This is a genomic window from Vibrio sp. E150_011, assembly GCF_053544015.1.
This window is the reverse complement of sequence record NZ_JBHFOL010000002.1, coordinates 290266-305288: the sequence shown is the minus strand read 5'-3', so window position 1 is coordinate 305288 and position 15023 is coordinate 290266. Positions and strand designations below refer to the sequence as shown.

The window sequence follows — 15023 nt, the reverse complement described above, 5'->3', positions numbered from 1 at the left end:
TATGTTATTGTGGTTATATCTGCACTTCCCTACCCTGCAACTGGACACCTTATTCCGTCAAGATGATGACGATGTCGCTTTAGCGATCGTTGATGGGCATCAGCACGATATTATCCAACTTAACACCGAGGCACAAAAACAAGGCTTACAGTTAGGGATGGGGCTTGGTAGCGCCGCTGCGCTTTGTCAAGACTTACAAGTTCACCCTTATGATGCCAAGTTAGAAAATCAGCGACTCGCGGACATCGCTCAATGGCTTTACCTGATTACGTCAGATATCACCTTGTTCCCGCCTAATGGCATTCTTATTAAGGTCACAAATATGTTGTCCCTATATGAGAACATCGAAAACTACTGGCGCGCACTGTCACAGCATCTAGCACATTTGCATATCAACACATATTACTCTACAGGCCAATCGCCTTACGCGGCGATGATCATGGCAAAGCAAAAGTGCAACTGGATAGAAACAAATCCGCAGCAGCTTAAAAAGAGGATGAGTGGTTACTCACTTTCCTTAACTGAGTTGGAGACAAAACAAGTAGAGAAATTGCAGCGAGTAGGAATCCAAAATCTTTCCGATTTATTAGCACTTTCTTTACCTGAAGTCGCCAAACGATTTGATATCGAGTTAGTTAATTACGTCGGTAGGCTCACTGGGCAATTCAAGCATCCTATCAATTTTCATCATCCACCTGAGCAGTTCTCTCATTACCTAGAGCTGTTGTTTGATATTGAAAATGTTGCATGGTTACACAACCCACTTACGCGCTTATTCCAGCAGCTGGAAGTCTTTTTGAGATTACGTGACAAAGTTGCCTACGAGCTTAATCTAACCCTCCACCAGCGAGATCATGATGATAGTCATATCCAACTTCATTCCGCTCAAGGCGATTATCTAGTGGCTAAATGGCAGTCTTTATCAACACTGACACTCGAAAACCTGCAAATAGACGCGGCCATTAATGGGCTTACGCTCTCTGTGATCAGAATGGGAGAGCATCAAATCAATGAATATGACTTATTCGAAGGCATAACAAGTAATCAAACGCCACTAGAACTCGTTTCTATTTTGCAAGCAAAGCTCGGCAAACAGGCCGTGACATCTTTACATTTTACGGATGACCCTAGGCCCGAAATGGCCACCCAGCCTATCGCCTTTTCTCAGACTACACATGGACCAAAAGCACCTTTTAGCAAGACCTGTCAAAAATTAAGACCCAGCTTGTTATATCCCCACCCCTTCCCGTTAACCGACAAAGTATCCATCACATTAGGCCCAGAACGCGTCATTAGTGGTTGGTGGGATGGTTATCAAGTAAAACGAGACTATTTCATTGCGCGCAACGCTTTTGGTCAATGGTTGTGGATCTTTAGAACCGAGGACTATCACTGGTTCGTACACGGCCAATTCAGTTAAGGAATAATATGAAGTACGCTGAATTATTTTGTCAAAGCAACTTTTCGTTTCTCACTGGGGCTTCGCATGCAGAAGAACTGATGTTACAAGCCGATTTTCTGCAATATGCTGCGTTGGCCATCACCGATGAATGCTCCGTCGCCGGGGTGGTGCGCGCTCACACAGCCATCAAACAGCATAATCTCACGATTCAACAAATCGTTGGCAGCATGTTTTGGCTCAATGCTGAATGTCAATTCATTCTCATTAGCCCAAATCGCGACGCCTATGCAGAACTATGTCGAGTCATTACCAACGCAAGGCGCCGCTGTAAAAAGGGGGATTATCAACTATCAGAATGGGACATAATGTCATTACGCCATTGCTTTATTATTTGGCTACCCACCGGTGACGAACATGATCGGAAATGGGGACAATGGTTATGTAAGCACCATAAGCAAAGGGTTTGGATTGGCCTCCAGAGACATCTGACGTCTCATGAACATCGTTATTTACAACATTGCCAGTCACTATCAAAATATCTCGACATCACGATTACGGCTTGTGGCGGGGTACTCATGCACACCGCAACTCGCCTTCCTCTCCAGCACACATTAACGGCCATACGCTTAAACACTTCTATTGATAACGTCTGTGGCCAACTGCTCGTCAATGCTGAGCGTTGCTTACGGTCAAAAACTAAGCTCGAAAAGCTCTACTCTCAAGAGTGGATAGACGAAAGTGTTCATATCGCGCAACGATGTAAGTTTTCCCTCGGAGAGCTTCGCTACGAATACCCAAGTGAATTAGTCCCAAACGGCGAAACGCCAATGACGTATTTACGAAAGTTGGTTGAGCATGGTAAACACACTCGCTTTCCTGAAGGAATATCTAATGAAATTGAAGACATCATAGAAAAGGAATTAAGGTTAATTGATGAACTCAACTACCCCTTTTTCTTTCTCACCATTCATGACGTTGTTATGTTTGCCAAGCGACAAGGCATCCTCTATCAAGGCCGGGGCTCCGCCGCGAATTCCATCGTCTGCTATTGCTTGTATATTACCTCCGTGGATCCTCGACAGATTTCAGTTTTATTTGAACGCTTCATTAGTAAAGAACGTAATGAACCGCCAGATATCGATGTTGACTTTGAGCATGAGAGACGTGAAGAAGTCATTCAATACCTTTACAAAAAATATGGCAGAGAACGTGCTGCACTGGCGGCAACGGTCATTTCTTATCGATTTAAAAGCGCAGTAAGAGACGTAGGAAAGGCGCTTGGCGTCAGAGAGGTTCAGCTTGATTACTTTATCAAAAATATCAATCGTCGCGACCATAGTACAGGATGGCAGGCCCAGATCATCGAACTTGGGCTACAACCTGATTCCTTAAAAGGCCAACACTTTATTGAGCTAGTCAATGATATCATGGGGTTTCCGAGGCACCTCTCTCAACACGTCGGTGGGTTTATTATCTCATCCGGGCCATTGTATGAACTCGTACCAATTGAAAATGCTGCGATGAATGAACGAACGGTCATTCAATGGGATAAGGATGATTTAGAAAGCTTAGGGTTACTCAAAGTGGATGTACTTGCCCTTGGCATGCTGACCGCCATTCGAAAGTGCTTTCAATTAGTCAAACAACATTATGGCCATGACCTTAGTATTGCCAGCATCACTCGACGAAAAGATGATGCGAATGTCTATCGCATGTTACAACAAGCCGATACTGTCGGCGTATTCCAGATTGAATCGAGAGCACAGATGAGTATGTTGCCGCGCCTAAAACCAGCGACGTATTACGACCTCGTGATCCAAATTGCCATTGTTCGTCCTGGTCCTATCCAGGGGGATATGGTGCACCCTTTTCTAAAGCGTAGAAACGGTGAAGAAGCTATCTCTTATCCCTCAAAGGAAGTCGAAGAGGTATTATCTCGCACACTTGGTGTGCCCATTTTCCAAGAACAAGTCATCAAACTCGCCATGGTTGCCGCAGGCTTTAGCGGCGGGGAAGCCGATAAACTGCGCCGAGCAATGGCGGCTTGGAAAAAAAACGGTAGCATCTTTACGTTTCGTTCCAAGCTCATCAACGGCATGCTAGAAAGAGGCTATGAACGTGATTTTGCGGAACGCTTATTTGAACAGATTTGTGGCTTTGGTGAGTACGGATTCCCTGAAAGCCACTCCGCCTCATTTGCCGTATTAGCGTATTGTTCTGCTTGGCTGAAATACTACTACCCTGAGGTCTTTTATACCTCCTTGCTCAATAGTTTACCGATGGGTTTCTACAGTGCTTCTCAACTACTACAAGACGCCAAGCGTCATGGTGTCAGCATTTTGCCGATATGCATCAACCATTCGCAATACCACCACTATTTAGTCGAAAACGTTCACCATCAAGACACCGTCTTGTCAATCCGCCTTGGCTTCACACAGATTAAGGGATTGAGCCAAGAAAGCGTAAAGAGAATTCTTCAACATCGTCCTAAAGAAGGATTCACTACACCAACACAAATTAAGCAATTGGGACTCAACAAGAAAGAGCTGGAACAATTGGCATCAGCGGACGCTTTACAATCGATTTCAGGCGATCGTTATTCGACACGCTGGGCCATGATGGACAATGCACATGATCTCCCGCTATTTCAATCGCTCCCTTACGAATCCAAAGCGCTTCCCAATACGCCAACAGAAATAGATAACGTTCTTGAAGATTTTTCATCGACAAACGTCTCATTACGACAACACCCAATTACGTTACTTGATAGAGCAGGTACGCTAGGCCGCTTTACACGTATGCAGGAACTGCATCAGCACGCTCATAAATCGATGGTCAATGTCGTTGGACTAGTGACGGGGAAGCAATCGCCTGGCACGGCTGCTGGGGTCACATTCATTACCTTGGAAGATGATACTGGCAATATTAATATTGTGGTTTGGAGCGCAACCGCGAAAGCACAAAAAAAGGCTTACTTAACGGCTAAGATTTTAAAAATAAGTGGGATTTTAGAAAGAGAGGGAAACGTCACACATATCATTGCCGGTAGGCTCACCGACATGACACATGAACTGTCCAAACTCACCATTCAATCGCGGCAGTTTCACTAGCCTTAAACTAGACTGGACGTAAACTAGAAACAATGAAAAAGGGAGCAAATGCTCCCTTTTCAATCCAAGCTATCACTACGCTTCAAGCATTGAATTATCGATCTATTTCAACTGCCGCTTCCGTACGTCTTTTCTTCCATTCCTTGAAGACCAGTAAACTTAAAGTCATGATGACTTTTGAAGTTAGCCAAATCATTCTGATGGAACAACCTTAGTCAGTAGTTTTATAATCTGCGGTACTTATCGTAATAGCACAATTCGTAATAGCACAATAAATACACAAGAATGATAACATGACATTAATTCATCCGTAACAAAGCAAATAGAGCAAAAAGTCTAAATTATAATATTTGACCCATCCGCTGCTGTACAACGTCGACTAACAGATCAGGCTGGAATTTCGAAATAAACCGGTCACAACCAACTTTCTCAACCATTGCGTCATTGAAGCTACCGCTAAGAGAAGTATTGAGCGTGATATACAACTGACTCATTCTCGGGTCGCTTCGAACTTCGTGAGTAAGTTTATATCCGTCCATTTCCGGCATTTCTGCATCCGTGATCATCATTAACAGTTCGGAGCAAACATCAATACCTTCGTCGCACCACTGTTTAAGTAATCTAAGGGCCATCGCGCCATCAAAACACTCGATAATTTCGACACCGAGTTGAGATAAAGTGCCTTTTACTTGGCTCCTAGCGGTTGATGAGTCATCAACAATTAATATTTTTTTCCCTGCAAGATGAGGTAAGAGGGCCTTATCCAGTGTCTCTTCTGAGATACTCACATCATAATCAATGATCTCAGCAAGTACTTTCTCGACATCAATAATTTCAACCAATTCGATTAATTGGTCTTGTTCAACTTTGGTGATCGCTGTGAGATAATTGGCACGTCCAACCGTACGAGGCGGTGGTTGAATTTCCGTCCAAGTTGTATTAACAATGTTTCGAACCTCACCGACAAGAAACCCCTGAACCGTACGATTATATTCAGTAATAATAAGATTATGGTCCCCCCCTTCCGCAGGTCTAGGAAAACCCACAGCTCGACGAAGGTCAATAACTGGCACAGAGACACCACGTAGTGATGCCACACCACAGATGCTAGGGTGAGAGCCGGGAAGTTGAGTAAGCACAGGAAGCTTAATCACTTCCTTTACCTTGAATACATTTATAGCAAAAGTCTGACGGCTGTTCAGGTTGAACAATAAAAGTTCTAACCTGTTTTCTCCCACCAATTGCGTTCTTTGATCAACTGAACTTAATACGCTCGACATGAGACTTCCTTGGCAAAACACATACGAAGATTCTTATCTCATGTAATCGGCACCATGGACAAGAAGTTTAGCGACGAAAGGTAGAAAACTATGATGCATCGCAAAGACGGTAAAGTGGTTAGCCTTCAATGACTTTCATAAGTAGTACACCGTCATAAAGCGCTTGTTTGACAAGTGCAGCTCCAGGCATGGTAGCTTGTTTATAAAAACGAGATTCCACTATTTTGAGATTCTTAGTGTAAGCAGGAAGGCTTTGCTGCTCAATACAGCGCTGAATCGCAGGATACAAGATGTCTTTAGCTTGGTTAATCACGCCACCAATTAATATTTTTTCAGGATTAAACAGGTTGATCACAATAGCAATCGCCGATCCGAGGTGATCGCCTAATTTTTCAATAACATTAACCGCTAAAGGGTCACCATTTGCGGCCGCTTCACAGATTGCTTCAACACTCACATCTTCATCATCATTTAACGCCTCAACCAAACTCGACGCTTCTCCATTGGCAATTCTTTGTATCACTTCACGGCGAATAGCTTGAGAACTTGCCACCGTTTCCAGGCATCCTTTGTTGCCGCAATGGCATTCCATTCCATTACGATCAACCTGAATATGTCCCAGCTCACCAATATTACCATGTCTTCCTTGCAGCACCCGGCCATCGAGAATAATCCCTGCGCCAACACCATGGTGAATAGAAATTAGAACCGAGTTATCACAGTCTTGAGAGTGACCGAAGAGATTTTCAGCTAACGCCCAAGCACGCGTATCGTTGGCTACGAAGACAGGCAATCCTGTAGCGTTAAATATCTCAGAGCCAATCGGAAAGTTAGCAACGTTATAATGCGGCATCTGCAAAACAACGCCTTGCTCAGTGTTCACTAATCCCGGGAGCGTCAACGCGATACTGGTAACCCTATCGAGTTGATCGTTATAAGTTTCAAAAAACTCCTCGATCTCATACAGAAGGCGTGCAGCGACATCTTCTTGATCAACTTCATGAATTTCTATTTTGGTATCGATAAGCACATCCCCTCCTAACTCATGAAGAGCTATCGAGAGGTACCCACGTCCGAGACGCATCGATAAAAATTGCCAACCTTGATTATTGGTCTGTAAACCAACAGCAGGGCGACCACGACTGATCGCTTCCTGAACCACGGTTTCATGAATGAGGTGTGCAGCGATAAGTTCTCGCGTAATTTTCGTAATACTTGCCGGCGCTAAACCGCTTAGCTTCGACAAATCGATACGCGAAATAGGCCCATATTGGTCTATTAATTTATACACACGACCAGCATTGACCTGCTTGATATGGTCGATATGCCCAGGTTGAGCCATGTACATCTTGCACTCCAAAAAACAACAACCTAGCAATTTTTTTACTTTGCGAAGTAATTGTGAAGTAGTTTAATGAATCGCCGTGACAAACATCACGCATATAGGGTGAACTTTGGGGTGCAAGTCATGTTACACGCCATCATTGGGACTAGAAACATGAAAGTTTACTACATTTCACAAGGTCAAAACGAGGAGAGTTGCAATTGATGAACCACTTTTTTTACTTCGATTAATAAGCGCAATGCACGCCTAGTATTATATTCGATCATCACTGAATAAATCAGAGGCTTTCTTACCTTTAGTCACACCTTGATACTGCTCAATAAATCGAAAACCCGCTTTTAAACCCAGCTGATAATCATGCAAAATATCATCTTTATCACTCATTAGCGACGATGTTTTTAACGGTTGACTTGGTGCAATCTGAACAATAAAGCAGTCATCCGGTGGAAGTGACAAGAACGTGTTGGTAAGTGAATAAGTTTGATAGTGCACCATCAACATATCAGCCAAGCCTGCATCAAATTTTTCACCAAAGAGATGACTTAACCGATAAATATCAGCGCCACCAAACAACCAGCGCCCACCATTGATCATATTTAGATGCTGAGAATGTTTCTGAGCCACTGCTTTACTCAATTGAAGATCAAAAAAACCATTCCAATCTTTAGACCACTGCTCAAGTTTATCCTGCCATTGAAGTTGCACACTGTTTAAAGACTCGCGAAACCAAGCGGGTGACTCAGTAATGCGCTCTTCGTCTACGATAATCGGTTCAACGCCACTATCACTTTCCTCTGTTCGAATCACAACGATCATTCGGTTTTCTTGCCGCCATGCCTCTTGCACTGGGATCGATGCCGATACTCCCCCATCAATAAACTCTTGTCCATTAATCGCCACAGTGCCTTCAAAGAGATTAGGGATAGCGCTCGTTGCCATCATGACGGAATACCAGTCTTGCTTCAGCATAGGCAAATAATGGTCTTTAAGCGTAGAGGCATCGGTGACCGCGGCATAAGCACGCCGCTCACCAATGACTCTGCGTCCCATATCAATATCGAGTTTGTAGGGATACTCACATAACTGATCGAGTGCCCACTCCAAATTGAGAGACTGCTTTTTCCGAATGAAACTAAATACATTAAAAAATTTTGGATCCGTAGTCAGATCCAGAAGAAATGATCGGCCTAATCCAGGTTGACGAGACAGGTATGCACACAAGTTTAAGGCACCTGCGGAAGTACCATAAAATTCATCAAAGGGATCAAAATTAGACAATAAAAAAGAGTCGAGCACCCCTGAGGTAAAGATCCCACGCTGTCCACCACCTTGCGCAACCAGCGCTGTTTTTCCTGCTACATATTGGGCAAGACGCGCGACATCGCAAGCAGCATGGGTATCCGTTACCACACCGGTATTCTTCATCGTTATAATTAAGCGGCCAGAATTGCAGTAAAACCAAAGGCAAAAATAATGCCTAATGCGACCGTAACAATCCCCAGCGCCATTTTCATATCAAATTCCATACAACCTCCAGAATGTAACATTACATTTACTATTGTGACACACTATGGCATTGCAGAAATAACAACTTCAAAATTATGATGTTAGTGTCACACTATGTTTAAACGTTAGTACAATTTGATTCATACAGCTAGCCAATCAAGCTCCAATAGCAGCAACGGTAAGGACATGTCATGGTATCGCTCATTCTGCAATCATTTCGGTTTATTTTTGTTTTAATTCTTCCTTATCCTGTATTTGCTAGTGTCATTTTAACTCCGTTTATTGGAGCCAGTGTTGGGGGGACCGCTGAGGACGAAAATAACAATAAATATGATATATCAGCTTCAACACACCTCGCTTTAGCGATCGAATTTCCGGTAAAAAATGGTCGAATGGGACTATTTTATTCTCACCAAAATTCGTCACTTGATACCCTAAATCTTGAGACAACAATACAATACCTTCAATTTCAGAGTAGCGCTGAATACCTTGTTGCAAACAAAACCATCACTTATATCGGCGCCGGGATCGGCGCCTCTCATATATCAGCACAATGGACTCGCTCTCAAACAGGTTTTGCAGCCAGTATTTACGGTGGCGTGGAATATCAACTCACTCAGCGTTTATTTATCAATGGACAAGCACGCTGGCAAGGCACTGTTGTCGACAACGAAACGGTATCCGTATGCAACTTACCGACAACAGAGACCAGCTGCCTCATCGGTTTCAATACCCAGTGGATGAACCAATTCCAAACAAATATTGGCATTTCAGCAAAATTTTAGTGCCAACCTCTATCCACGACTTCCTCCCGGAATTTATATTGGTGAGTAGCACATTATTTAGTGACTCCATCTAAAAAACCTAAAAGTTGTTTAGACTAACTTTAAACTCTACCTCATCACTTATAATTGCAACACACCTCACATTAAGTTAATTAAACCATAAATTAGATAAAAATTAGTGTTTACCGCCAAGCAGCAAGTAAACCTACCCAGACGTAATCTATTGCTAATCAACTATAAGATGGGTAACCTTATTTTAATGCATAGTCGAAAGTTTCAGTATTGACCACTGGTGGTTTAATAATTCAGGTGGAATCGGCGTGCTTTACAACTTAAAACAGAATTAAAAACCATAAATTTCACATTACACAATCGAACATTATGCTTACCAAGTAAATAGTCATTCAATTATTGGTATAGCACTCTATTCATTGAATAGCATTTTATATCGCAGACAATGTATAAAAGGAGTTAACTATGAAGCGCGAACAATGGGGATCTCGAGCTGGATTCATTCTAGCCGCAGTAGGATCAGCAATCGGACTTGGTAACATCTGGCGATTCCCTTACATGGCTTATGAGAATGGCGGCGGAGCTTTCTTTATTCCTTATCTATTCGCCATGATTACCGCTGGTATCCCTTTCATGATTCTTGAATTCAGTATGGGACAAAAATATCGCGGTTCAGCGCCTAAAACACTGAGTAAAATAAATTCTAAATTTGAATGGCTTGGTTGGTTTCAGGTAGGGGTAGCGGCCACAATCGCTGTCTATTATGTCGCGGTAATCGGTTGGGCTATCTCTTATTTCGGCATGTCATTCACCCAAAGCTGGGGCACAGACACTAATGCATTTTTCTTCAGCGAATACCTACAACTTGGTGACAATTCACCGACTAGTCTAGGGTCGATTCAGTGGAAAATCGCCGGAGCGATGCTTCTTGCTTGGGGTATCACCTATTCAGCCATTGCCGGTGGTGTAAAAGCAGGTATAGAACGCGCAGCAAAAATCATGATGCCTGTGCTATTTGTCATGGTTTTGCTACTTATCGGACGCATGGTATTCCTTCCAGGTGCTCTTAACGGAATCAACTATCTATTCGAACCTGATTTCTCCAAGATATTAGATATGAAAGTGTGGGCGGCAGCTTACGGTCAGATCTTTTTCACTCTAAGTATTGGTTTCGCTATCATGCTAGCTTACTCAAGCTACCTACCTGAGAAATCGGATATTACCAATAACGCCTTCATGACCGTATTGATTAACTGTGGTTTTTCAATTCTTGCCGGTATTATGATTTTCTCTGTTCTGGGTTACATGGCTCAGGAACAAGGCAAACCCCTTACCGAAGTCGTCACAGCGGGCGTAGGTTTAGCATTTGTAACGCTGCCAGCGGCAATCAACTTGCTGCCAGCGCCTTACATTTTGGGACCACTATTTTTCTTCGCACTTGTGATTGCAGGTCTAAGCTCACACATTTCCATTATGGAAGCAGTGACTTCAGCCGTGATTGATAAGCTGAACTGGACACGTAAGAAAGCCGCGACCATTATTTGCGGATCGGGTCTAGTGATTTCGATGGCGTTCGCGACTAATGGCGGTTTACTCTTGCTTGATCTTGTCGACCACTTCGCCAACAACGTCGGTATCGTCGTCAGTTGCTTCATTGAGATTATTCTGATGGCTTGGTTGCTAAAAATTGCTGATGTGCGTGATTACGTCAATAAAGTGTCTGATTTCACTATCGGCGCTTGGTTCGATATCTGCTTACGCTTTATCACACCGATTATCCTCGCGATTATCGTCGCCACTAAATTCCAAACACTGATCACAGAAGGCTATGGCGGTTACGCTCAGTTTGATTTGATGCTGCTAGGCTGGGGACTAATGGGTCTACTCGTCGTCGTTGGTGTTGCGATAAATATAACAAGTAAAAAGGACGCTTAATATGACAACAAGTGCGATTATAATGATGGTTTTGGGTTTAGGCATTACATGGGGCGGCGCGTCTTACTGTATCAAAAAAGCCATGGACAAGAACCACAAGTAAAAACGACTAAAATAGAAAAAGCCAGCATTTGATGCTGGCTTTTTTATTGGGACTAATTCGTCAGAAAAAGTGAGGTGCTTAAAAGCTGTAACGAATACCGATACCCGCGCCGATGCCCAATTTCAGGTCGCTTTTGTGGAACATCATGTTTGGCGTAAGTTGCGCGTACGCATCCCAACCGTTCGAGATATCCAATTCCACCCCAAGAGCAATCCTTGGACCAAAATTATCAGAGCGCTTAATCTGACCACCAACACCAGCAAACCACGTAAACGGAACATCCCCACCAAAACGCCCACGATTAAAAATGTAATCTGCCGCAATACCGTCATTCCCTATTGCAAAGTTAACCGTGTTATTAATCTGGCCAACCACACTCAATCCTTGATCTAAACCCATACCGATTTTAAAACCGCCAGAGCTATTGCCACTACTGCGGCTCGAACTGCGTCGCTTATTCGCCGATTGAGTATTATTCGATGAACGAGTACTCGTTGATGCCTTAGCCGGCGCTGGGGCGGCTGCCGAGCTTGTTGTGCTACCTTCTTCTACAATCTGCCACTCTTCTTCACCACCTGCAGTATTAGCCGCCGCTAGCGTCACTGAAGAAAAGAGCATCAAACTTAAAAAGGTGATGCGTTGAATAGTATTTGATTTCATGTATAGGTTCCCTGCATGGTTCATGACTCTTCTATATAACGAGAGCTAATATTGGATACGACAAAATTGCAGAGATTTTAGTGAATGGCGTAGTTGTTATGTCATGGAAAGGAAAGAGACAAGAAAGCTTTCAAGCGAGATCAAAAAAAGGAAGCATCCGCTTCCCTTTTAGATTATGAGTTAACTCATCAGATATTAACCGTGGTTACGAATCCACTCATCCATATCTGTTTTAAGGTTATCAGATTTTGTACCGAAGATAGCTTGTACACCACCAGCAACAACAACAACACCTGCTGCGCCTAGCTTTTTAAGTTTATCTTGGTCTACTTTTTCTACATCTGCCACTGCAACACGTAGACGAGTAATACAAGCGTCTAGACCAGTAATGTTTGCTTTGCCACCAAATGCTGCAACCAATTCACCTGCCATTTCTGTACCAGATTGAACCGCTACGTCATCTTCTGACTCGTCTTCACGGCCTGGAGTTTTAAGGTCCATTGCTGTGATAACAGTGCGGAATACGAAGTAGTAAATAGCTGCGTAACAAAGACCAACACCTACCATTAGACCCATCTTCTGTGCATTACCAGAAAGTACTAGGAAGTCGATTAGGCCATGCGAGAATGATGTACCGTGTACAAAGCCAAGCATGTTCGCAACAACGTATGCAGAACCCGCAAGAAGAGCGTGAATTGCGTACAGTACTGGAGCAACGAATAGGAAAGAGAATTCGATTGGTTCAGTAATACCCGTTAGGAATGAAGTCAATGCTGCAGAAGCCATGATACCCATTACTTTCGCACGGTTTTCAGGCTTAGCACAATGTGCAATAGCAATCGCCGCTGCTGGTAGACCGAACATCTTGAACATGTAACCGCCAGCTAGCTGACCAAAGCCGTTGCCTGCTGCACGAGAAGCGTCATCCGCAACTAGGTAACAAGTCAGAACACCGTTTTGAGTTTCGCCAGCTGCATTGATACAAGTACCTGCTTCGAAGAAGAATGGTACGTTCCAAACGTGGTGAAGACCGAATGGAATCAGAGAACGCTCAACGATACCGTAGATACCAAATGCTACTGTTGGGTTTTGATGTGCAGCCCAGTCAGAAAATGCGCTGATTGCGCCGCCAATTGGTGGCCAGATGATAGAAAGTACGATACCAAGACCAATGGCTGCAAAACCAGTAATAATTGGCACAGCACGCTTACCAGCGAAGAACCCAAGGTACTCTGGAAGCTGAATTTTGAAGAAACGGTTGAATGCCCAAGCTGCAACACCACCTACAAGGATGCCACCTAGAACACCAGTATCGATGCCTTCAACGCCCATGATTTCAGCCATAACGCTCAGCGTAGCTGTCATGATGCCGTAACCAACGATAGCCGCAAGACCCGCAACACCGTCATTGTTCGTAAAGCCTAGTGCAACACCAACGGCAAATAGCAATGCCATCTGACCGAAGACTGAGCCACCCGCTTGTTCCATTAGGTTTGAAACAACACCTGGAATAAAGCTAAGGTCGGCAGCGCCCACCCCTAATAGAATACCTGCAACTGGTAAAACTGATACTGGTAGCATCAGCGACTTACCAACTTTTTGCAGGTTAGCAAAAAGGTTCTTAAACATGTTTATGCTCCTGATAAAGTTATTAGATTAATGGGTACTAACGGCACACCCCCGCAGCCTTAAATGTTAGCACCCAATGAAAATGTAACCACATTATGATTTGTATTTTCTGCCAACAAATATAGCTCGTTGCCCCTAATAGTTTCTACAGTGTAACGATATTAAGTTGCAAAACTATGAGTAGATCACAGTCAAAAACGTCGTAAATAAAGGTCAAAATTACAAATAACTCATTGAATAAAAAGAGTTAAACAATACTATCAATTAATTTTACTGGGTGAATAAAATAGACGTGTAAGTTATTTTACGTAACGTAATAACAGTGTGTGTTGCAGATCGGACTTTCATTCAAAACCCATAGTTAACCTTAACTTATTGTTAACCATTAAACTTGCAAAAACAAAAAAAGGTGCGTCGAGCACCTTTTTCAATCAAAATTCGAGCAAACTTGATTATCTCCGTAAAAAAAGAGTGGTGTAGTTTTCTGACGTTCTATTCCCTACTTCACTAAGCGAAATGCCTTTTAATTGTGCAATATACGCTGCTACCTCAACCACATACGCAGGTTGGTTCTCTTTTCCTCTATGGGGCACTGGCGCTAAATAAGGCGAATCAGTTTCAATAAGTAACCGCTCTATCGGTAGATGCCTAACTACGTCTTTTAACTCCTTGGCCTGCTTGAACGTAACAATGCCTGAGATTGAAATATAGAACCCTAAATCCATCGCGGCTTCTGCAAAAGGAAGGTCTTCGGTAAAACAGTGAATCACCCCACCACAACGTTCAGCATGACCGTTGCGCAATATCGATAGCGTGTCTTCTCTCGCATCACGAGTATGAATGATCAATGGTTTATCAACCGCGACGGCTACTTCGACTTGTTGTTCAAAGCGTTGCTTTTGTAAATCAGCCGTTTCCGGCATGTAGTGATAATCTAAGCCTGTCTCACCCACGGCTACCACTCTAGGGTGATTGACGTATTCTTTGAAGGTAGCGAGTGAAAAATCACTTTCTACATCAAGAGGATGAACACCACAAGAGGCCATCACCTCCGGGTATGGTTCAATTAGCTTCATCATCCCTGGAAATGCCCCCAATGTAACCCCTACGGACAACAGCTTATGAACGTTAGCCGCCTTAGCATTGTTAATGATGTCTTGAAGACCCTGAGGGTGTGCTTCTAAATTGAGTTTATCGAGGTGACAATGAGAATCTACAAACATAGGAATAGTACTTACTGTTGAGAATAGAAATAA

The 15023-nt window shown here is 43.4% G+C and carries 12 protein-coding genes; 5 read left to right on the top strand and 7 right to left on the bottom strand.

Annotated elements, in window-relative coordinates; genetic code table 11:
- Nucleotide 1: 1 nt before the first annotated feature.
- Together ACE1OE_RS04555 and ACE1OE_RS04550 are read left to right on the top strand one after the other, a co-directional pair.
- Nucleotides 2-1420, top strand: a complete 1419-nt coding sequence (locus ACE1OE_RS04555; protein ID WP_449210292.1) for a Y-family DNA polymerase — start codon at nucleotides 2-4, stop codon at nucleotides 1418-1420.
- A gap of 8 nt (nucleotides 1421-1428) precedes the next feature.
- Nucleotides 1429-4512 carry an error-prone DNA polymerase gene (locus ACE1OE_RS04550; protein WP_449210291.1) on the top strand — a complete coding sequence of 1028 codons (3084 nt, stop codon included), beginning with the start codon at nucleotides 1429-1431 and terminating at the stop codon, nucleotides 4510-4512.
- A gap of 341 nt (nucleotides 4513-4853) precedes the next feature.
- Here the strand turns inward: ACE1OE_RS04550 and ACE1OE_RS04545 are convergent, their stop codons facing one another.
- The 4 genes from ACE1OE_RS04545 to cydH all read right to left on the bottom strand — a co-directional run bounded on the left by ACE1OE_RS04545 (nucleotide 4854) and on the right by cydH (nucleotide 8663).
- Nucleotides 4854-5792 carry a chemotaxis protein CheV gene (locus tag ACE1OE_RS04545; protein WP_102471671.1) on the bottom strand — a complete coding sequence of 313 codons (939 nt, stop codon included), beginning with the start codon at nucleotides 5790-5792 and terminating at the stop codon, nucleotides 4854-4856.
- Nucleotides 5793-5910: 118 nt separating this feature from the next.
- On the bottom strand, nucleotides 5911-7140 hold the full coding sequence (gene mlc, locus ACE1OE_RS04540) for a sugar metabolism global transcriptional regulator Mlc (RefSeq protein WP_449210290.1): 1230 nt from the start codon (nucleotides 7138-7140) through the stop codon (nucleotides 5911-5913).
- A 249-nt stretch (nucleotides 7141-7389) separates the two neighbouring features.
- Nucleotides 7390-8562 carry a patatin-like phospholipase family protein gene (locus tag ACE1OE_RS04535; RefSeq protein ID WP_449210289.1) on the bottom strand — a complete coding sequence of 391 codons (1173 nt, stop codon included), beginning with the start codon at nucleotides 8560-8562 and terminating at the stop codon, nucleotides 7390-7392.
- An 8-nt stretch (nucleotides 8563-8570) separates the two neighbouring features.
- Nucleotides 8571-8663, bottom strand: a complete 93-nt coding sequence (gene cydH, locus ACE1OE_RS04530) for a cytochrome bd-I oxidase subunit CydH (protein ID WP_102471674.1) — start codon at nucleotides 8661-8663, stop codon at nucleotides 8571-8573.
- Between the two features lie 171 nt (nucleotides 8664-8834).
- Between cydH and ACE1OE_RS04525 the strand changes: the two genes are divergently transcribed.
- The 3 genes from ACE1OE_RS04525 (at nucleotide 8835) to ACE1OE_RS04515 (ending at nucleotide 11478) form a co-directional block, all read left to right on the top strand.
- Nucleotides 8835-9428, top strand: coding sequence for an outer membrane protein (locus ACE1OE_RS04525; RefSeq protein ID WP_449210288.1), 594 nt, complete (start codon nucleotides 8835-8837; stop codon nucleotides 9426-9428).
- Nucleotides 9429-9905: 477 nt separating this feature from the next.
- Nucleotides 9906-11375: a sodium-dependent transporter gene (locus ACE1OE_RS04520; RefSeq protein ID WP_102471675.1), complete on the top strand. Its 1470-nt coding sequence runs from the start codon at nucleotides 9906-9908 to the stop codon at nucleotides 11373-11375.
- Between the two features lies 1 nt (nucleotide 11376).
- Nucleotides 11377-11478, top strand: coding sequence for a MetS family NSS transporter small subunit (locus ACE1OE_RS04515; RefSeq protein WP_106427128.1), 102 nt, complete (start codon nucleotides 11377-11379; stop codon nucleotides 11476-11478).
- A 78-nt stretch (nucleotides 11479-11556) separates the two neighbouring features.
- On the opposite strand, the gene ACE1OE_RS04510 is transcribed toward ACE1OE_RS04515, so the two are convergent.
- From ACE1OE_RS04510 to ACE1OE_RS04500, 3 genes are all read right to left on the bottom strand, one after another.
- Nucleotides 11557-12138 carry a hypothetical protein gene (locus ACE1OE_RS04510; RefSeq protein ID WP_449210287.1) on the bottom strand — a complete coding sequence of 194 codons (582 nt, stop codon included), beginning with the start codon at nucleotides 12136-12138 and terminating at the stop codon, nucleotides 11557-11559.
- A gap of 195 nt (nucleotides 12139-12333) precedes the next feature.
- Entirely contained in the window at nucleotides 12334-13767 is a 1434-nt protein-coding gene (gene ptsG, locus ACE1OE_RS04505) for a PTS glucose transporter subunit IIBC (protein WP_102471677.1), read from the bottom strand.
- A 452-nt stretch (nucleotides 13768-14219) separates the two neighbouring features.
- Entirely contained in the window at nucleotides 14220-14990 is a 771-nt protein-coding gene (locus ACE1OE_RS04500; protein WP_449210286.1) for a TatD family hydrolase, read from the bottom strand.
- Nucleotides 14991-15023: the final 33 nt, after the last annotated feature.